This is a genomic window from Flavobacterium sp. ALD4, assembly GCF_002836475.1.
Classification (GTDB): domain Bacteria; phylum Bacteroidota; class Bacteroidia; order Flavobacteriales; family Flavobacteriaceae; genus Flavobacterium.
Genome location: NZ_PJBJ01000024.1, coordinates 49314 through 69204 on the forward strand (window position 1 = coordinate 49314; position 19891 = coordinate 69204).

Annotated in this window: 22 protein-coding genes; 11 read left to right on the plus strand and 11 right to left on the minus strand. The window is 34.9% G+C overall.

Annotated features, from left to right (window positions below; translation table 11 throughout):
• Nucleotides 1–49: 49 nt before the first annotated feature.
• The 7 genes from CXF59_RS04750 to CXF59_RS04780 all read left to right on the plus strand — a co-directional run bounded on the left by CXF59_RS04750 (nucleotide 50) and on the right by CXF59_RS04780 (nucleotide 6753).
• Complete coding sequence (locus CXF59_RS04750; protein ID WP_101136606.1) at nucleotides 50–1015, plus strand: ion channel; 966 nt, start codon at nucleotides 50–52, stop codon at nucleotides 1013–1015.
• 67 nt (nucleotides 1016–1082) lie between these two features.
• Nucleotides 1083–1979, plus strand: coding sequence for a MerR family transcriptional regulator (locus tag CXF59_RS04755; protein WP_101136608.1), 897 nt, complete (start codon nucleotides 1083–1085; stop codon nucleotides 1977–1979).
• A gap of 35 nt (nucleotides 1980–2014) precedes the next feature.
• Complete coding sequence (locus CXF59_RS04760; RefSeq protein WP_101136610.1) at nucleotides 2015–3490, plus strand: NAD(P)/FAD-dependent oxidoreductase; 1476 nt, start codon at nucleotides 2015–2017, stop codon at nucleotides 3488–3490.
• 2 nt (nucleotides 3491–3492) lie between these two features.
• Nucleotides 3493–4332, plus strand: coding sequence for a phytoene/squalene synthase family protein (locus tag CXF59_RS04765; RefSeq protein ID WP_101136612.1), 840 nt, complete (start codon nucleotides 3493–3495; stop codon nucleotides 4330–4332).
• Between the two features lie 48 nt (nucleotides 4333–4380).
• Nucleotides 4381–4821 (plus strand): sterol desaturase family protein, encoded by a 441-nt coding sequence (locus CXF59_RS04770; protein WP_101136614.1) that lies wholly within the window; start codon nucleotides 4381–4383, stop codon nucleotides 4819–4821.
• A gap of 175 nt (nucleotides 4822–4996) precedes the next feature.
• Nucleotides 4997–5458 (plus strand): SRPBCC family protein, encoded by a 462-nt coding sequence (locus tag CXF59_RS04775; protein WP_101136616.1) that lies wholly within the window; start codon nucleotides 4997–4999, stop codon nucleotides 5456–5458.
• On the plus strand, nucleotides 5458–6753 hold the full coding sequence (locus CXF59_RS04780; RefSeq protein ID WP_101136618.1) for a deoxyribodipyrimidine photo-lyase: 1296 nt from the start codon (nucleotides 5458–5460) through the stop codon (nucleotides 6751–6753). The genes CXF59_RS04775 and CXF59_RS04780 overlap by 1 nt, the downstream gene beginning before the upstream one ends.
• Nucleotides 6754–6982: 229 nt before the next feature.
• On the opposite strand, the gene CXF59_RS04785 is transcribed toward CXF59_RS04780, so the two are convergent.
• The 6 genes from CXF59_RS04785 to CXF59_RS04810 all read right to left on the minus strand — a co-directional run bounded on the left by CXF59_RS04785 (nucleotide 6983) and on the right by CXF59_RS04810 (nucleotide 12150).
• Entirely contained in the window at nucleotides 6983–8401 is a 1419-nt protein-coding gene (locus CXF59_RS04785) for an SDR family oxidoreductase (RefSeq protein ID WP_101136619.1), read from the minus strand.
• 23 nt (nucleotides 8402–8424) lie between these two features.
• Complete coding sequence (folE, locus tag CXF59_RS04790; RefSeq protein ID WP_101136621.1) at nucleotides 8425–9039, minus strand: GTP cyclohydrolase I FolE; 615 nt, start codon at nucleotides 9037–9039, stop codon at nucleotides 8425–8427.
• Between the two features lie 37 nt (nucleotides 9040–9076).
• On the minus strand, nucleotides 9077–9760 hold the full coding sequence (locus CXF59_RS04795; protein ID WP_101136623.1) for an SDR family NAD(P)-dependent oxidoreductase: 684 nt from the start codon (nucleotides 9758–9760) through the stop codon (nucleotides 9077–9079).
• 148 nt (nucleotides 9761–9908) lie between these two features.
• Nucleotides 9909–10190 carry a TIGR03643 family protein gene (locus CXF59_RS04800; protein ID WP_101136625.1) on the minus strand — a complete coding sequence of 94 codons (282 nt, stop codon included), beginning with the start codon at nucleotides 10188–10190 and terminating at the stop codon, nucleotides 9909–9911.
• 2 nt (nucleotides 10191–10192) lie between these two features.
• On the minus strand, nucleotides 10193–11491 hold the full coding sequence (locus CXF59_RS04805) for an AarF/ABC1/UbiB kinase family protein (RefSeq protein ID WP_101136627.1): 1299 nt from the start codon (nucleotides 11489–11491) through the stop codon (nucleotides 10193–10195).
• Nucleotides 11491–12150, minus strand: coding sequence for a TetR family transcriptional regulator C-terminal domain-containing protein (locus tag CXF59_RS04810; protein WP_101136629.1), 660 nt, complete (start codon nucleotides 12148–12150; stop codon nucleotides 11491–11493). Before CXF59_RS04810 ends, CXF59_RS04805 begins: the two co-directional genes overlap by 1 nt.
• 117 nt (nucleotides 12151–12267) lie before the next feature.
• On the opposite strand from CXF59_RS04810, the gene CXF59_RS04815 reads away from it, so the two are divergent.
• Entirely contained in the window at nucleotides 12268–13182 is a 915-nt protein-coding gene (locus CXF59_RS04815) for a TIGR01777 family oxidoreductase (protein WP_101136631.1), read from the plus strand.
• A gap of 133 nt (nucleotides 13183–13315) precedes the next feature.
• Here the strand turns inward: CXF59_RS04815 and CXF59_RS04820 are convergent, their stop codons facing one another.
• From CXF59_RS04820 to CXF59_RS04840, 5 genes are all read right to left on the minus strand, one after another.
• Nucleotides 13316–13852: a YceI family protein gene (locus tag CXF59_RS04820; RefSeq protein WP_101136633.1), complete on the minus strand. Its 537-nt coding sequence runs from the start codon at nucleotides 13850–13852 to the stop codon at nucleotides 13316–13318.
• 163 nt (nucleotides 13853–14015) lie between these two features.
• Entirely contained in the window at nucleotides 14016–14564 is a 549-nt protein-coding gene (locus CXF59_RS04825; protein ID WP_101136635.1) for an acyl-CoA thioesterase, read from the minus strand.
• Nucleotides 14565–14566: 2 nt separating this feature from the next.
• A complete protein-coding gene (locus tag CXF59_RS04830) occupies nucleotides 14567–14932 on the minus strand; it encodes a 6-phosphogluconate dehydrogenase (RefSeq protein ID WP_101136637.1) in 366 nt (121 codons plus the stop codon).
• 6 nt (nucleotides 14933–14938) lie between these two features.
• A complete protein-coding gene (gene rmuC, locus CXF59_RS04835) occupies nucleotides 14939–16309 on the minus strand; it encodes a DNA recombination protein RmuC (protein WP_101136639.1) in 1371 nt (456 codons plus the stop codon).
• A gap of 262 nt (nucleotides 16310–16571) precedes the next feature.
• Nucleotides 16572–16763 carry a hypothetical protein gene (locus tag CXF59_RS04840; protein ID WP_101136641.1) on the minus strand — a complete coding sequence of 64 codons (192 nt, stop codon included), beginning with the start codon at nucleotides 16761–16763 and terminating at the stop codon, nucleotides 16572–16574.
• 242 nt (nucleotides 16764–17005) lie between these two features.
• Between CXF59_RS04840 and CXF59_RS04845 the strand changes: the two genes are divergently transcribed.
• From CXF59_RS04845 to CXF59_RS04855, 3 genes are all read left to right on the plus strand, one after another.
• A complete protein-coding gene (locus tag CXF59_RS04845; protein WP_101136642.1) occupies nucleotides 17006–17572 on the plus strand; it encodes a pseudouridine synthase in 567 nt (188 codons plus the stop codon).
• 95 nt (nucleotides 17573–17667) lie between these two features.
• Nucleotides 17668–18120 carry a tRNA (cytidine(34)-2'-O)-methyltransferase gene (locus tag CXF59_RS04850; RefSeq protein WP_101136644.1) on the plus strand — a complete coding sequence of 151 codons (453 nt, stop codon included), beginning with the start codon at nucleotides 17668–17670 and terminating at the stop codon, nucleotides 18118–18120.
• Between the two features lie 113 nt (nucleotides 18121–18233).
• Complete coding sequence (locus CXF59_RS04855) at nucleotides 18234–19841, plus strand: class I SAM-dependent methyltransferase (RefSeq protein ID WP_101136646.1); 1608 nt, start codon at nucleotides 18234–18236, stop codon at nucleotides 19839–19841.
• Nucleotides 19842–19891: the final 50 nt, after the last annotated feature.

Sequence of the window (19891 nt, forward strand, 5' to 3'; positions counted from 1 at the left end):
GGATGCTAATTAATTTTATTTAATTTTGGTTTTATATAATACATCGGAAATGGCATTGTTAGAAAGAATAAATCTAAGGGCAAAAGCGGATAAAAATACAGGGTTTGGTACGAATGCTAACAGTTATGGCGGTCGTTTTGTCAATAAAAATGGAAGCGCTAACGTAATGAAGCGAGGGATGCCTATTTTACAGCGCATCAGTTGGTATCATACGATGATTGATATGAAAGTGTGGAGATTTATGCTGATTATTCTATCTTTCTACGCGGGTATTAATTTTATATTTGCCACTATTTATTATGGAATTGGGATCGAACATTTAGACGGAATTACAAGTACGGACAGTGAATGGGTAAAATTTGGGCAAGCTTATTTTTTTAGCGCGCAAACCTTCACCACTGTTGGTTACGGGCATATCAGTCCCACCGGGTTTTTGACCAGCGCACTTTCTGCTGCCGAGGCGTTAATTGGTTTATTGAGTTTTGCTATTGCTACAGGATTGTTCTTTGGAAGATTCAGTAAGCCCACTGCCTTTTTGAAATTTTCACACAATGCGTTGATTGCACCTTATGGTGATATTTCAGGACTGATGATACGAGTAGCACCTTTTAAAAACACTAATTTTACCGATGCGGAAGCGAAAATAACGTTAGGGATGAGCATAGAGGAAGACGGAAAGATGGTTAATAAATTCTATTCGTTGGATTTAGAATTAGAAAGAATAAATGCGCTGCCCTTAAGTTGGACCTTAGTGCATCCCATTACCGAGGAAAGTCCCTTGTACCAATTCACAAAAGATGATTTTGCCAATACGCAAGGTGAAATTCTTGTTTTTGTAAAAACGTTTGATGATATGTTCAGTAATACAGTGGCCATTCGCACTTCTTATACTTTTGAGGAAGTGATTTATGGGGCTAAATTTGAAACGATGTACACGAGAAGCATTGACAATGCGAAAACAATTTTGTATTTAGATAAGCTGAATTCATTCAAGGATGCCCCTCTAAATGGATAGTTTTAACTTATTTTCAGATTTAAAACAAATAAATACACTACATTTGTTTAATAAATTTGGATAAATAATGAACAATATTAAAAATGTTTTTAGCATAAAGGACCTCGAAAACCTTTCCGGCATAAAAGCACACACCATTCGCATTTGGGAGAAAAGGTATAATGTGCTGCAGCCCATGCGCACAGACACTAATATCAGATTGTATGATTTGGCGAGTTTGCAAAAACTGTTGAACATTACTTTATTACATGATTACGGATATAAAATATCTAAAATTTCTTCTTATCCAGAGGAGGAGATTCCAATGATGGTAAGAGAAATTGTATCTTCAAAGAGTGCAAAAAATCATGCTATCACCGCTTTCAAAATGGCGATGATGAATTTTGATCAAGAACTATTTTTAAACACGTACAATTGGCTGACTGAAGAAAAGTCATTCAAGGAAATATTTCATCAGGTATTTATTCCATTGCTTGAAGAATTGGGTTTGTTATGGCAGACTGATACTATCACTCCTGCTCACGAGCATTTCGTCAGTTATTTAATCAAACAAAAGATACTGGTCAATACGGAAAAACTTCAATCGGTTAAACCAACAAAATTAGATAAAGTGTTCGTACTTTCGCTTCCGATGAATGAAATACATGAGTTGGGTTTGATGTATCTGAATTACGAAATTTTGTCAAGCGGCTATAAGTCGTTGTATTTAGGGGAGAGTATGCCAATTGATAACTTAAAAGACCTCAAAAAACATTTCGACTCTATTGTATTTGTATCATATCTAACGGTTCAGCCAGAACGAAGTGAAATTAACGAGTATATCGTACAAATGTCGGATCAACTATTGGACGATAGGACCGAATTATGGTATATGGGATGGTTAACTCAGTTTATTGATGCTGAAAATCTGTCCGATAGAGTAGTTGTTTTTAATTCTATCGCAGAATTAGCAGAAAAAATATAGGTTTCGTTTAATTACTTTGAATATTTGTTAAACAAATGAAAGAAAAAAAGAAAATTACAATTATAGGTTCCGGATTTTCAGCATTATCTGCTGCATGCTACTTGGCAAAAAGTGGCCATGAAGTCGTGGTTTTTGAAAAGAATGCAACCATTGGCGGAAGAGCAAGACAATTGAAGAAAGATGGTTTTACATTTGATATGGGGCCAAGTTGGTACTGGATGCCTGATGTTTTTGATCGCTTCTTTGCTGATTTCGGGAAAAAGACAACCGATTATTATGAGCTCATCAAACTGTCGCCTGCTTATCGCGTTTACTTTGGTGTCGATGAATTTATTACAATCGCAGATAATTTAGTGGAAATTGAAGCTACTTTTGAATCTATTGAAGAAGGAAGTGGTGCGGTCTTGCACAAATTCATAACTGAGGCAAAAAGCAACTATGACATTGCCATAAAAGATTTAGTATATCGTCCGGGAGTATCACCGTTAGAACTTGTAACTGTGGAAACAACGAAGAAGATAGGACAATTTTTTAGCAATATTAGTCGTGATGTACGTAAGAAGTTTAAAAACGAACGGTTAATTCAAATTCTTGAATTTCCTGTTTTATTCTTGGGAGCAAAACCATCTGATACTCCGTCCTTTTATAGCTTTATGAATTATGCCGATTTTGGAATGGGAACTTGGCATCCCAAAACGGGTATGTTTGATGTAGTTAAAGCCATGGAAAGTCTGGCCAGAGAGCTGGGAGTAACGTTTCATACCAACTCCAACATTGAAAAAATAATTGTTGAAAATAAAACAGCAACGGCAATTGTAGTGAACGGAGAAACTATTACATCCGATTTAGTTTTGAGTGGTGCTGATTATCACCATACGGAAACGTTGTTAGATAAGGAATTTCGCGCTTACTCAGAAAAATATTGGGATAGTAGAGTTTTTGCTCCTTCATCTTTATTGTTTTATGTTGGTTTCGATAAAAAAATTGAAAATATATCACATCATGCCTTGTTTTTTGATGTAGATTTTTATCAGCATGCAAAAGATATATATGATGCACCGCAGTGGCCAAAAGAGCCTCTTTTTTATGCTAATTTCCCCTCCCTAACTGATAAAACGGCCGCTCCAGAAGGAATGGAATCAGGTTTTTTTCTTGTTCCGCTGGCACCGGGAATTAATGATTCGGAAGAGTTAAGAGAGGAGTACTTTAATAAAATAATTGATCGTTTTGAGGACTTAACACAACAAAGTGTAAAAAATAACATTATCTTTAAAGTTTCGTTTTGTAAAGATGATTTTGTAAAAGACTATAATTCATACAAGGGAAATGCTTACGGAATGGCAAATACATTGTTGCAAACCGCGTTCCTGAGGCCAAAATTAAAAAGCAAAAAAGTACGTAATTTATATTTTACAGGGCAATTAACTGTTCCAGGGCCTGGTGTACCACCGGCATTGATATCAGGAAAATTGGTTTCAGATTTAATTAATAAACAATTTTTAGAAATATAACTATGAAGCAATTATTTGATGATGTATCATTCAAATGTAGTAAGCTAGTGACAAAAAACTATAGTACTTCATTTTCATTGGCGGTATACATGCTTTCGCCAAGTATTAGGGATGCTATATACAGCATCTACGGTTTTGTTCGCTTTGCTGATGAAATTGTGGATTCTTTTCATGGTTTTAATAAAGAAGAGTTAATAAATGATTTCGAAAAAGAATACTATAAATCATTTGAAGCAGGGATCAGTTTGAACCCGATATTAAATTCATTTCAGTGTACAGTGAAAGAATACAATATTACAGATGACCTTATTCAGGCGTTCTTAAAAAGTATGAAGCTTGATTTAGTCAAGTCAGATTATAGCAGCACCGAAGAGTATAATGAGTATATATATGGTTCAGCTGATGTTGTAGGTTTAATGTGTTTAAAAGTTTTTGTCGCCGGAAAAACGCAGACGTATGAGCAATTAAAAGGAGAAGCGATGCGATTAGGATCTGCTTTTCAAAAAGTAAATTTCCTAAGAGATCTGAAGGAGGATAACTTAGTATTGAATAGAAACTATTTTCCCGGAGTTGATTTGAACTCGTTTGACGAAGAGGCAAAAAATTCAATTATTAAGGAAATTGAAGAGGATTTTAGGGTTGCCTACGAAGGAATTGTAAAATTGCCAATCGAAGCGAAATTTGGAGTTTATACCGCCTATGTCTATTATAAGAAATTATTAAATAAACTAGAGAATACGCCTTATCATCAAATTGGAACTGAAAGAATAAGAGTTTCTAATTATACGAAAGCGGCATTATTGGCACGCTCTTTTGTATCTTACAAGATGAAACTAGTGTAGAGCAGAAAACCTATTCGTAGAAACCAAAACTAATTATATATAATACCAATGATCTCTTTTTTAATTTTTCTTGGCGTTTTTCTATTTATGGAATGTGTTACTTGGTTAACGCATAAGTATTTAATGCACGGTTTTATGTGGTATTTTCATGAAGACCATCATCAGCCGAAATATGCGAATATCTTCGAACGTAATGATATATTTTTTGCGATTTTTGCTATTCCGAGTATCGTCCTTTTCTCAGTTGGAGCAGAGGCTGGTTTTAACTACTTGTTTTTTATAGGTCTTGGAATCACAGCATATGGCTTTTGTTACTTCATGATTCATGATGTTTTGATTCACCAAAGATTCAAATGGTTTAAGACTACTAAAAATAGATACCTCATAGGTTTGCGCAAAGCACACAAAGTACACCACAAAAAAATGGGTAAGGAAGGTAGTGAGGTTTTTGGGATGCTCTATGTGCCTTTCAAGTATTACAACATGTAGTAATTATTACGCATACTTTCTATTAAAAAATAAAAGATAGATTATTTTTAATCCCGTTAAGTGTTACAATGACGCTTTTATAGCCCGACCATAAATAAGGCTCACATCATTTCTTTTGTGGGCGTTTCTCGCAACTCACTGCTAACAGTTGTTATCAAATCCAAAATAAAATCCAATGAAAGTATATAAAAAAGAAACGGTACAGCATGTAAATGCTACAGTAGAGGAGTGCTGGAAATTTTTCTCCAGTCCTGGTAACTTACAAAAGATAACACCAGAGACGATGGGATTTCAAATCACAGATTTTGATAGTAAACCCATGTACGCCGGACAGATAATTCAGTACAAGGTAACCCCACTCTTGGGTATAACAATATCTTGGATGACTGAAATTTCATTCGTAGAGGAAAATAGTTATTTTGTTGATGAACAGCGTTTTGGACCCTATGCTTTATGGCATCATAAACATTTTTTTGAAGCGACTGAGAATGGTACTAAAATGACAGATGTTGTTCATTATGCATTGCCTTTGGGCTTTTTAGGAAGAATCATGAACACCCTTATTGTTAAGAGTAAATTAAACGAAATTTTTGCACACAGAGTTCTAAAGGTGAACGAAATCTTTAATTCAAAATAATGACAAAACAGAAAGTATCTTTTTTTTGGTTTCGACGTGATTTACGGTTGGAAGATAACATTGGTTTATTCCATGCTTTAGAGTCTGAATATCCAGTTATTCCATTATTTATTTATGATGATGCTATTTTAGAGAATTTACCTAAAAATGATGCGAGAGTTGGATTTATTCATCAATCATTATTTAATATCAATGATCAGTTAAAACAAATAGGAAGTTCTTTGTTGGTTAAAAAGGGAGAAACTGCTACTGTATTTAAAGTGCTTTCTCAAGAATTTGATATCAAAGAAGTGTTCTTCAATAAAGATTATGAGCAGTATGCCATAGCTAGGGACTATAAGATTTGTGAGTTTTTACAAAGCGAGAATATTGTGTGTTTTTCCTTCAAAGACCAAGTTATTTTTGAAGAAAAAGAAATTACAAAAGCAGACGGATTACCGTATACTATTTATACTCCGTTTAAAAATAAGTGGTTGGAGAAGTACAATACAATGGCACCCGTTAGAGAGTACATTGGTGCGAGTACCTCTTCTAGTTTTTATAATTCAACCTTTGTTTTTCCATCTCTAGGAGAGATTGGTTTTGAGGAAAGCACTATTAAGGTGCAGCCTTATAATCTAAAGCAGATTGCTAATTATGAGGAGAAAAGAGATTTTCCGGCTGTAGATGCGACTTCTTATCTATCACCGCATTTGCGATTTGGTACGGTAAGTGTTCGAAAAATGGTTAATTGGGCTGCTAATACGAATGCCGTATTCTTAAGCGAATTGATATGGCGAGAATTTTTTATGCAAATCCTTTTTAATTTTCCCAGGGAAGTAACCCATAATTTCAAACCCGCTTACGACGGGATTCAGTGGTTAAATAACGAGGCCGACTTCAAGCGCTGGTGTTCCGGAACTACAGGATATCCCATGGTAGATGCAGGAATGCGTCAGCTCAATGAAACGGGTTATATGCACAATAGAGTGCGTATGGTTGTTGCGAGTTTTCTATGTAAACATTTATTGATCAATTGGCAGTGGGGCGAAGCCTATTTTGCCGAAAAATTACTGGATTATGAAATGGCATCCAATGTGGGCAATTGGCAATGGGCGGCCGGCACTGGTTGCGATGCAGCACCTTATTTCAGAGTTTTCAATCCGGAGATTCAATTGAAAAAATTTGATGAAAAAGGAATCTACATACGGAAATGGATTCCTGAATTTGAATTGGGTTACGGAAAGCCTATGGTCGATCATGCTTTCGCGAGAGATAGAGCGATCGCTACTTACAAAGCAGGTATATTGAAATAAAAGGATTTGCTATATAAGTACTATAAGTTTCGTAAGAATAATACAACTTATACGCTCTTCTATTACTTATATGTTTAAAAAAAAAGGAATTACTTTATAAGCTCATTCATGATTCCGTTAATAATGAAAGATTGAATTTGATTATCACAAATGGTGGAATACTGCTGTGATTGAGATAATGATTAGTGGCTAGTACCAAATCTCGTATGTTGAGATAAAAAAAGAAGATTTACTTTATCAGTTTATTCAGCATTCCGTTAAAAATGAAGCCGTGAAAAGGCAAAACGGAATACCAATATAATTTGCCCCAAATACCCTTGGGTTTAAATGTGGCAGCTTGGTACAATGTGTTATTTATTATTTTGAATTCGAGCCATGCCTGTCCCGGCAGTTTCATCTCGGCATACAAGACTAATTTTCCTTCTTCTTTATTGGCATATAAGACCCTCCAAAAATCCAAAACATCTCCGCTGTGAATCTCATGTCTGTTTGTTCTTCCTCGTCGAGAACCTACGCCTCCAAAAAGCTTGTCAATAAACCCGCGAATTCCCCAGAGCCAATCGCCATAATACCATCCTGTATCTCCACCTAGTGACCAAATTTTATTAATGGTATATTCCCGGTCAATTAGTGCTTTTTTTCTTCTGTCGATAAAGCAATCTTTTTTCGGTATCGATAGGTATTCTGAAATATTACTACTAAATCTGCCGCTTGCTAAGGAATCTTTCCAACTAGAAGCAACTTTGTCTTCACCAACTTTGATTAAAGCAAGAGAGAGTGCTTTTTTGTATGTCATTGGATTTACACCAAGGAGTTCATTTATGCGGGTGTCCCTGCAAACTACTTCAACTTTCATACTGCTAACTAATGCTGAAGCTAATTTATAAGATGTAGAAGTAACGAAATAAAGCCAATAAGAGGACAATTTTGGGGTCATTAAAGGGACAGTATAGATCCATCTTTTTAAATTTTTAGCTTTGGCAAAACCCAATAACATTTCCTTATAGGTAAGTATATTTGGCCCACCAATGTCAAAATTTTGATTGTAGGTTATTGGATTTAGTAATGCCTTTGATAAAAATTCGAGGACATTACGGATTGCAATAGGCTGGCATCTGGTATTGAGCCATTTTGGGGTAATCATAATAGGTAGCTTAAGTACTAAATCTCTAATGATTTCAAAGGATGCACTTCCTGAGCCCACAATGATTCCTGCTCTCAAAGCTGTTAATGCAAAAGTTCCGTTATCTAGAATGTCTTCAACATTTTTTCTGGATGATAGGTGTTTAGATAAAGAGTCGTCATTTACAATTCCTGTTAGGTAAATGACGTGTTTAGCATTGGTATTGTTTATTCTATTGACAAAATTAATGGCTGAGGTGCTTTCTAGTTCGTCATAATTATCCTTTGAACTTGCCATGGAATGAATGAGGTAGTACCCGGCATCGATGTCTTTAGGGATATTTTTTAAAGTTTCTTCTTTTAGAAAATCCACTTCAATAACAGTAATTTTTTTTTCGAATTCTTCGGGTGTGTAGAATCTATTTTTATCTCTCACGCAACAAATTACATCATGACCTTGCTCAATTAAAATGGGTAAAAGCCGTTTTCCAATGTATCCTGTTGCGCCCGTTAAGAGAATTTTCATAGATTTTATTTTGAGTGCTAAATTTAACTAAATTTATTGGAAATCAAGCTAATAAACTCTCTTCTTGTTTTGTCTTCTTCAAATGCACCTGTAAACGAAGAGGTAGTTGTTACTGAATTTTGTTTTTGTATTCCTCTCATCTGCATACACATGTGTTGTGCTTCGATTACTACTGCTACACCTAAAGGATTTAATCCCTCTTGAATACAGTTTTTTATCTGATCTGTTAATCGCTCTTGCACTTGCATTCTTCTAGCAAATGCATCTACAATTCTTGGAATTTTGCTGAGTCCTACAATTTGGCCATTCGGAATATATGCAATATGCGCTTTACCAAAAAAAGGCAACATATGATGCTCACACATAGAATATACCTCTATATCTTTTACTACAATCATTTGTCTATGATCTTCTGTGAAGAGAGCAGATTTTAGAATCTCTAGTGGATCTAGTCCATATCCATGAGTTAAATACTGCATCGCTTTTGCAGCTCTAACAGGCGTGCTTAAAATCCCCTCACGATTTACGTCCTCACCTAAGTTACGGATTATTGAAGTGTAATTTTCAGCTATAGAGTCTGTAGTTTCAGTATCATACAGCTCTACCTTTTCGTAACTTAACGTTTCTTTAATTATCATAGTCTTGTTTTTTAGCCTTATCAGCGATTGATTTTAATTATATTTTGAAGCTCACAATTCCATAATCCATTTCAAAAATTTGACCTGAGATTGATTTTGCTTTTTCTGAGGTAATAAAAGCAGCCATGTCTGCTACTTCTTCTGGTTTTAAATAACTTTTCATAGGATGACGCTCTATCATGTTTTCTTTCATGCGGTCATTTCTTAGAATATTTGCTGCAAGAGTCGTTTCAGTGATGGTAGGTGCGATTGCGTTTACTCGTACAGTTGATGCAAGTTCTGCTCCCAACGATTTTACGAGTCCTTCTACTCCTGCTTTTGCGGTAGCAATACTAGCGTGGAACGGCATTCCTAATTTTACAGCTACTGTACTAAACAATAGGATTGATGGATTAGTTCCTTTCTTTAAGACTGGTAGGTATCTTTGAATCGTTTTTACGGCTCCAATTACGTTAATTTCAAAATCATTTCTAAAATCATCAATACTTAAGCTGCCTATCGGTTTTAAATTAATAGAACCAGGACAGTAAATTAAGGTGTCGATATTGTCTATTTGAGGAAGCTCATCCTTAAGTACGTCTAATGAATAATGAGTTAGGTTAGCATGTGAAACTTCAGGAGCATTTCTACTAATGTTGATTACACGATTGTTTTCTAATTGCTGCAATAAAATGGCATTTCCAATACCTTTACTTCCGCCTACTATTAATATGTTTTTCATCTTGATTTTATTTAATATTCTGTTTTCTATTCTAATTATCTTTACTGAAGTGGTTATTCATTTTATGCTCGTCATCAGATGAATGAAGTTTTTTTACGAACGTTTTTAATAATCATTTCAGTAAAGTTGTAATTTTCGACCGTTAAGGCTAACGTTTTGAAATTTTGTTATTATTGATCTGTCTTTGCATCGTACACTTAAACCTACCTTCCTTAAAACCTCGTAATTTTTCGTGTTTTGTTTTGCGTCCTTGAACTCTTTTGCGCCACATTATAAAGCTTTTAGGTTTCATTTCGTTGCGCATTAGGTCTATCACTTCTTGCTCTTTTAGTCCAAATTGAAGTAAAATAGCATCAAACGTAGTTCTGTCTTCCCACGCCATTTCGATCACTCTGTCTTTTTCTAGGTCTGTTAAAGTTTGTTCTGTCATTGTTAATATCTTAAATAATCATTTACTTTAATCGTAGATTTTAAATCAAACATCAAATTATAAAGACCAAAGAATGTTCTATTGATGTAAATAAAATGCTTAGATCCACGATTTCCATTCATCTTTCTGAGGTTTGGGTCTTTTGCAAAGCGTTCCCCTAATAAAGCAATATTTTCAAAAAATACTTCGTCTGAAAAGTCAAATGTTTCTGACTGAAAAGGTTTAGTAAATAAAGAAAGTAAATCATAAAATAGGGAAGTGAAGTACTTGATTTCTTCCTCAGTATCATCAGGCCTTAGGATTTCTAATTCAAATAGTTTTTCTCTGAATAGCTCTGCGTTATCAATTACTTGTGGGTCTATTAGCTCGAAATAAGGAACATAAAAATCATTTGGTATTATTTTCATACATCCAAAATCAAGGGCAATTAACTGGTTTTTGTCACTTACTAAAAAATTACCTGGATGCGGGTCAGCATGTACTTTTCGAAGGATATGAATTTGGTACATATAAAAATCCCACAAGGCTTGGCCAATTTTATCCGCTACTACTGGATCTGAATTTTTAAACTGAGATAGATGAACTCCTTCCATCCAATCCATGGTGATTATTTTCTCAGAGGAATATTCAGGATAATATTCCGGCAAAAGCAAATTATCGATTTTTCTACATGCAGCAACAACTTCTTGGCTTTGTTTCAACTCAAATGTATAATTGGTTTCTTCAATAAGCTTGTCTTCTACTTCTTTAAAATACTGATCAGATCCTTTTCCTTTAAGGTTAAACATTCGAATTGCCATAGGTTTTACCAATGACAAATCAGAGGAAATACTATCAGATATTCCTGGATATTGTATTTTTACTGCAAGTTTTTTGTTATTCTTTACTGCTAAATGTACTTGTCCTATACTCGCAGCATTTACAGAATTAGCATTAAATTCGTCAAAAATTTCGTAAGGTGTTTTCCCTAAATTTGTTTTGAATGTTTTAAGAACTAATGGAGCTGAAAGTGGTGGAACAGAAAATTGTGACAAAGAGAATTTCTCTACGTAAGCTTGAGGTAAAAAACTTTTGTCCATACTCAACATTTGAGCAACTTTCAATGCACTTCCTTTCAATGTCTTTAATCCATCGTAAATGTCTTCAGCATTATCTTCATCTAATTTTGCGCGTGTTAATCCTGAATCAACTATTTTTCCACTATAGTATTTAAGATAATTCACGCCTACCTTTGCTCCAGTCTGAACTAGTTTAGTAGCTCTTTCGATTTTGGATGTTGGTATATAATCTAATGTTTTCATTATGTTTTTTGTATTTTTTCTTTGAAAATAAATTTTCCAAGATCAATTAGGCTGTCTAAAGGGGCAGTGTCGATAAGCTCAAAGCTTAGGTTTACTGACTTTTCAATATAGATATCTGTTTTTTCAAATTTTGGTGAAACATCATCTACCCAAAATTTAAGTGTTAATAACAATTGAATCCAAGAACTTTCTTGAATTGATTTTGTTTGAAATTCTTGAAACTGCTCTTGCTTTGTGCGAATATCGTCGGTTATAATATCTGCGACATATGTTTTGAAACTCTCTTTAAGTCCTGAAAGCTGTAGTAAGTTTTTTAAATTACTATCATACTTCTTTAAACTCATTATAACATAACTTCTATTTGCAGTTAGCAATTCAAAGAAAGTGAAATAGAGGCTTAACATCTTTGTTTTCATGTCATAGCCCGGGTAGTCGTTGTCTTTATGAAGTAATTCTATTGTCTTCTCTAAAAATATTTTAAATATTTCTTTTTCTAAACTTTCAATAGTACCGAAAAAGTCATAAAATTCGGCTTCTGTGAAACCGTTTAATTTTGCGAAAAGATATACTGATTTGGGTTTTTCGCCATTTTCTAAAACATAGTCCATATAAAAAGAAACAATTGTGTCTTTTGTTATTATAGTTTTCTTAGTCGCCATTTTAAATTATTTAAATTAGAGCATAAAGGTAATGAATGTTTAACTAAATAACAATAAAGTTAAACAAAAATTATTTTGTATCTTTGAGTCGTTTGAATTACACCAATAAATATTACTATGAAAAAGAATGTATTAGTAACAGGAGGTACCGGGTTTGTAGGTAAGGAGTTAACTAAGGCCTTGATTAATGTCGGGTACACAGTTTCAATCTTAAGTAGGACTAAGATAAAAAATACGGTAAGTGTTTTTTATTATACTTGGGATATAGAAAAGCAGACGATAGAAAAGGACGCAGTATTAAATGCTGATTATATCATTCATTTAGCGGGAGCTAATATTGCCGAAAAGCCATGGACTAATAAGCGAAAAGAGCAAATCATTAATAGTAGAGAACGTTCTACCCAACTTATTTACTCCGTTCTAAAGAAAAGTAATAAAAAAATAGATGCTTTTATTTCTGCATCGGCAGTTGGTATTTATGGAGCAGTTAACGGGCAAGAAATTTGTACTGAAAACACAGCTTTCGGAGATGATTTTCTTGGGCTTACGTGTAAAAAATGGGAGGCAGCTGCAGATCAATTTGAAAAATTAGGCATTCGCACAGTGAAAGTACGTACCGGTCTAGTATTAGGTGAAAATGATGGTTTTTTGAATAAATTAACTCCTATTTTTAAATGGAGACTCGGTTCGGCATTGGGTTCTGGAAAACAATACATGCCATGGATCCATGTGGAGGATTTGTGCGAAATATATCTTGAAGCGATTAAGAATCTAAATATGGAAGGGCCTTATAATGCAGCGATAAATGATAATACAGATAATGCTGGTTTCTCTAAAACATTGGCTAATGTATATGGTTACAAAATCTGGCTTCCTAATGTTCCCGGTTTTTTAATTAAAATGGTATTAGGCGAAATGTCGAAGATAGTATTGACGGGAAGAAGAGTTTCATCTGATAAATTAGAGGAATTGGGATTTCATTTTAAACACAGTGATTTAAAAGAAACACTTCGTTATTGTTTATCCAAATAGTTGCCGCATCAACAGGGTCTTCTCCATTTATTTAGGTCTACAGTTGTATAGAGTATAAACACACTAGCCTTAAGCTTCTTTATAGTAATGAAAATGTCGCTAATATATTGACTGCTTTAGTCAAATAAACGTATTATAAAACAGCTTTGACCCTGACTTTTACGTTTTTGGATATTTTACTTCTGACGATATACGGGATTTCAATATTATAATCATCAGACTTTAAAGTGAAATTTGAGATTAATTGTATTCCGTCAGCTACTTTTTTAATTTTGGCAGGGACGCGGATATTTTTTGATTTTCCGTGCATGCTTAGTTTTCCTTTGATGTAATATCCTTTTGCAACAGGCGTAATGTTTTTTAAATCGAACTTTTCAATTAAACCTTTAAAGGTAGCTTTAGGGTATTTTTTACTTTCCATATAATTTTCATTGAAATGCTCCTCCATTAGACTTCTTTCAAAGGAAAACCGATCTATATAGACTACAAATGATATGATTCCTCTCTTCGTATTTAAAATAAGATTTACATCCTCATTTATGGCTTTTACTGGCTCAAAAAAAGGCACTGACGCTTCAAAAACAATGACGCCCTTTGTTGTGGTCATTTTTTCTTGCGCGTCAATGGCAAATGCACTTAATAACAAAAATAAGAGTAGTTTTTTCTTCATTTTAGAGGATAAATGATACTACGTTAAGTTACGAATATTATTTGGAATAGGTAGTGTAAAACGACTACTAAAACAGCTAATAATACCTTAAAAAGCGGTTTTTAGGTTTTGTTATGTTTTCTACATGATTTTGACTACTAAGAGGGAGTTTTAGAAAATAAAACTAGCCTAATTCGACCATTACATTATACTTATCTAAGCTGGCCAATGTTTCTATAGAGGTGTAATCAAAAATCTCCTCATGACGGTCTTTTTCTTTTTTCATGGAAATTTGTTTTAAGCAATTGATGAACCGGCGAACTTCTTCTAAATTGGAAAGAATAAGGCCTGGGACTTTTTCGTTTTTACCATCTTTGTCTTTTGAAACCATAGTAAAGTAGGAGGAGTTGCAGTGATTTATTGTTCCGGTGCGGATATTCTCAGATTCCACACGAATGCCGATAATCATGGAACTCTTACCTACATAGTTGACACTGGCTTTCATGGTTACCAGTTCTCCTACTTCAATGGGTCTCAAGAAATCCACTGTATCTACGGAGGCTGTTACGCAATAATTGCCGGAAAACTTGGATGCACAGGCGAAAGCAATCTGATCGAGTAGGGAAAGGATATAGCCACCGTGTATTTTTCCGCTAAAATTGGTGTGCGAAGGCAACATTAATTCTGAAATGGTAATATTAGACGAGGCAACTGTTTTGTATGTGGTATTCATATTTAATTTGATTTAAAGGGAGTTTCTTCTTCTTTTACTGCTGTTACGAAATATTTAGTGTCGCCCCACCATGGGAATGTTTTGTAGCGTTCTATGTAAGATAATTTCACATACCGTCCTTCCATATTTTTTAGATTAAAAATTACTTGTTTGTCTTTATCCAACACGGAAAAAGAGAAAATTTGCGAACCTGACATGCCTTGGCTTATTTCTCCTTCCCAGGTTTTGAAGGCGACACCCTTATGACTAAACTTGATTAGTTGGCCAGATCGAACACCTTCGCTATAAGTGGCGTAATACACAAACGTAAAATAGCTAATTATAGACAGTATAAATACTGCCACAATAATTCCTAAAATTTTTTTCATAGGTTATTAGTTTAATAGTTGGTTTTGATCTTTTTCAGCTCTTGATAAGATTTTTTCAGGTAGGGACTTTTTTGCTTTTGCTCCCATTTTTTTTAGTTTTTCCACACTGATAATGAGGTTTCCTTTTCCTTCTACGAGTTTACTCATAGCGCCGCTATATTCCGTTTTAGTTTCGTCGATTTTCTTTCCAATTTTTATTAAGTCAGTCACGAAGCCTTCAAATTTATCATATAATGCACCGGCTTGTCTGGCTATTTCAAAGGCGTTTTCCTGTTGTTTTTGATTTGCCCACATGCTGTCAATCGTTCTTAGTGTAGCCAGCAGGGTAGCAGGGGTTACAATTACAATATTCTTTTCGAATGCCTTGTTGTACAAAGTGGTGTCTTCATTAAGTGCAATAGCAAATGCGGGTTCGATAGGGATAAAAAGTAACACGAAATCAGGACTTTCTATTTGGTATAAATCCTGATAGTTCTTATTTCCCAATTGTTCTACGTGGCGCTTAATCGAATTGACATGCTCTTTTAAATAACTGATTTTTAAATCGTCGTCATCTTCGTTGATGTATTTTTCATAAGCGGTCAAGGAAACTTTTGAATCGACAATCATCTTCTTACCGTCAGGGAGGTTGATCACAACATCAGGAAAAACACGATTTCCTTCCTCAGTGGTAAAGCTTTGTTGCACTTCATATTCGCGTCCTTTTTCTAGGCCTGATTTTTCTAATACTCTTTCCAGCACTAACTCACCCCAATTTCCCTGCATCTTGCTGTCCCCTTTTAATGCCTTGGTCAGGTTGATGGTTTCCTTGCTCATTTGGATATTCATTTCGCGTAAGCCTAGAATCTGCTGACGCAAAGCAGCATGGTAATCAATGCTTTCTTTGTGGGTATCTTCAACTTTTTTCTCGAATAAATGAATCTTGTCTTGTAAAGGAGACAGGATGTTTTTCATGTTTTCCTTATTCTGTTCCGTGAATTTATTCGATTTTTCTTCTAATATTTTATTGGCGAGATTCTCAAATTCCTTCGTGAATTTTTCCTGTAGTTTTTCTACTTCATTTTTTTGCTCTTTGTTGCGTTCCCAAAGGTTTTCAAAATCAACTTCCTTTTTAGAAAGTTGGATGGCCAAACTGTCTTTTTCGTTACGGATGATTTCTTTCTCAGTGGTACTGTTTTCTAATTGCTTTTCAAAAATGGTTTTGTCATTCAAGAGCTGCTCTTTCAGTTGATTGAATTGAGAAGAAAAGGCAATCAGTTTTTCTTCGAGGCTTATTTTTTCGGACTGAAAACGGGCGGAGAAAATGAGTTTTCCGATGAAGACACCAATAGCGAGGGCAATACTAAACAAGAATAAAAAGGGGAGCATGTTGGACATAGAAAGACTGATTATTGTAAAAAGTAAAAGTATGGAATATTAGATGTTTCTATTTAATTATTAATTAAAAATTAATTTTTCGTTATCAATCAGAGTATGACAGGTGTTTTTTAAAGGTATTATAAACAAAAAATCCTATTGGATTAAGTATACCAATAGGCTATCACGTGATACAGTTAATTTTATATTTTTTCGTTTTCTATCAGTGGGTTTTTTGGATAAGTTTCAGATGTGTTGTTTAAGCCTTCCAATGCATCAGCTTTCACCTCTTTTTTTCTGCTGAAAACCCTCTGCTCAAGCTTTCGTTTTCATTCCATGTACGTTCTTCATCAGGAATATGAGCAATTGATCCATTAGCATTGAGGGCTCTTTGTACGATGACTTTATTTCCTTCGGCATCAATTTCCATTTCGTCACTAAGAAGAGAATCTTGCGCTTTGTCTTTATCGGTCATGTGTTTCTCGCTAAAACCTTCATTTGTATTTTGTTCCTTAAACTCTTTTTTTGAATTTTTATCTTTATTTTCATGATATAAAATTTTAGTGATTGTTAGTGTAGATCCTTACTATTAAATATTTTATATGAATACAGTAAATTATTTAACATAGCTTTTAGATCCTAAGAATATAGGTTGTGGATAATTTGATGCTAATAAAACTAGACTATCTTTGCGCTTTATAAAATCAAACAAAGTCAATGTCCCATCAGCATTTCATCCTTCATAAACCGTATGGTTATTTAAGTCAGTTTATTTATGAATTGAAACGAAAAAAGAAACTGTTGGGGGAATTGTATGATTTTCCCATAGGCACAATGGCAATAGGGCGTCTGGACGAAGATTCGGAAGGATTATTGTTGCTGACGACGGATGGGATGATGAGTGAAATCATTCGCTCTAAAAAAGTAGAAAAAGAATACTATGTGCAGGTGGATGGAATTATTCATCAGGAAGCCATTGACAAACTGAAGGCCGGTGTCGAAATAGGTTTCAACGGAACTAAGTACATTACTAAAAAATGCAAATCCGCTTTGATAACTGAAGTTCCCGCTTTTGGTGCTAGAGGAAAAAAAATACGGGACGAACGACATGGACCCACTTCGTGGGCTTCAATAACGGTAAACGAAGGAAAGTTTCGTCAAATACGGAAAATGACCGCTGCAGTTGGATTCCCCACCCTTAGATTGGTTCGCGTGCGAATAGGAAATGTACATCTCGACAATTTGCAAGCTGGGGGAGTTATAGAAGTTGAAAGTTTTCAATAGCAAATATCAATAGTCAATAACAATTACGAAAATCAAGAGATCTAATCATAGACATCAATCAAAAATCGTTAATCAACAATCTTAAATCTTTTTAAATGTTAAACATCGTTTTAGTGGAACCCGAAATACCCAATAATACCGGGAATATTGGCCGACTGTGCGTAGGTACCGAAAGTCGCTTACATTTGGTTCATCCTTTCGGTTTTGTGATCAATGATAAAAACTTGAAACGTTCTGGATTGGATTATTGGATTCATCTTGATGTTACTGAATATCAGAATGTAGGTGAATGGATTGCGCAAATTCCAGACGTATCGCGTGTTTTCTTAATGAGTTCCCATGCCGAAAAATCATATTTGGAGATTGAGTTTCAAGACGGAGATTGGTTGGTTTTTGGAAAAGAAAGCAAAGGGTTAAGTGAAGAAGTTTTAGGTAAATTCGAGAATCATCTAAAAATTCCGATGTCAAATTTGATTCGGAGTTTTAATATTGCTAATTCTGTTGCTTTTGTTATCGGAGAGGCCAAAAGACAGATCCTACTCAAGTAGTACGCTAAAATCAGGAGCTTTAAAGGAATTGCATTGTTAAGAAGGAATTTTATATATTTGAGTACTGCATTTGTATTTTTAAGCAAACGGTACTCATTTTAAATTTTCTTTTTATGATCGATAAAGTTTCTCTACGAAGTACAATTTTCAGACATTTAGATGGTTTAGTGACGGCACCCGTAGCCTATGCTCTTTATAAAAAAGGAGTTTTGTCTTTTATACTTGATAAAAAGGAAGCAACCCTTGATGAACTTACTTCTCATTTTAAAGCAAACGAAGGCTATCTGAATGTGGGCCTACGGGTCTTATGCTCCCAAGGATTTCTAGATTATCATATCAACAACGCTACTGACGAAATTAAATTTACGGTCACGGATAAGAGTGAAACGGCTTTTTCCTTGTTTCATTTGTATGAAGACGTGGTGGACCTATTGCAGTTTTCGATGCAGTTTCATGCTCGGTTATTTGAAGAGGCTCCCTTTGAGCGTTTGCGGATTATTTTCGAAAAATATAAAAAAAACTATGAGATTGAATTTTCCAATGATTCAATAGAAAGAGAGATACAAGATCAGGTTTTAATGCATATTGAGGGCGCTTTGGTTGGCCCCACTTTAGTCCGATTAGGGATGAGCGGTATGTTTCATAAATATTTTATGGAGATATCTTTCCGCCCGGAAGAATTTCATAAATCACCTGAAAATTTTAAAATAATATTAGATTTCTTTGCGCATTTAGGCTGGTTTACTCAAAAGAACGGAAATTATCAATTCACGGAAATAGGGTTGTTTTTTGCCAAAAGAGCCACGGCTTATGGTGTAACGGTTTCCTATTTGCCGACTTTCAGTAAAATGGACGATTTGCTTTTTGGTAATGCTAGTATTTTAAGGACAGTCGCCGAAGGGAAAGACGAAGTTCACGTAGACCGAGAAATGAATGTTTGGGGAAGCGGTGGTGCACACGAGACCTATTTCAAAGTGGTGGATGAAATCATCATTAAATTGTTTAATTTACCCATCGAAGACCAGCCAAAAGGAATTTTAGATATGGGGTGCGGAAATGGAGCCTTTTTGGAACATATCTTCACTGTAATCGAAAGGCAAACGTTAAGAGGTAAAATGCTTGATGATTATCCTCTATTTCTAGTGGGTGCTGATTACAACCAAGCAGCTCTCAAAGTGACTCGGGCTAATCTGATTAAAGCCGATATTTGGGCTAAAGTTATTTGGGGAGACATAGGTCGTCCCGACTTGTTAGCGGATGACTTAACGGAAAATTATGGTATCGATTTAAAAGATCTATTGAATGTGCGCACTTTTCTGGATCACAACAGGATTTGGGAAGAGCCAATGCACATTACTAAGGACAGAATAAGCCAGTCGACTGGGGCTTTTGCTCATCGAGGGAAGCGAGTAAGCACTAATTTAGTAGAGGACAATTTAGTGGAGCATTTTAATAAATGGTCGCCTTACGTTAGGAATTTTGGTTTGCTTATGATAGAATTACACACCATTCCACCCAGTGTAACAGCCGCTAATATTGGAAAGACTGCCGCAACGGCATATGACGCGACCCATGGTTTTTCAGATCAATATATCGTGGAAATCCCTGTCTTGCATAAAGTGGCTGCCGAAGCGGGATTGTATCCGGACACTCAGTATTTTAAGCGATTCCCGGATTCGAATACTGCTACGGTGAGTATTAATTTATTGAAAGGAAAGTAAAGGAGTAATCAGTATTCCGTATTTTAGTATGGAGTCTCAGTTATTGAGAT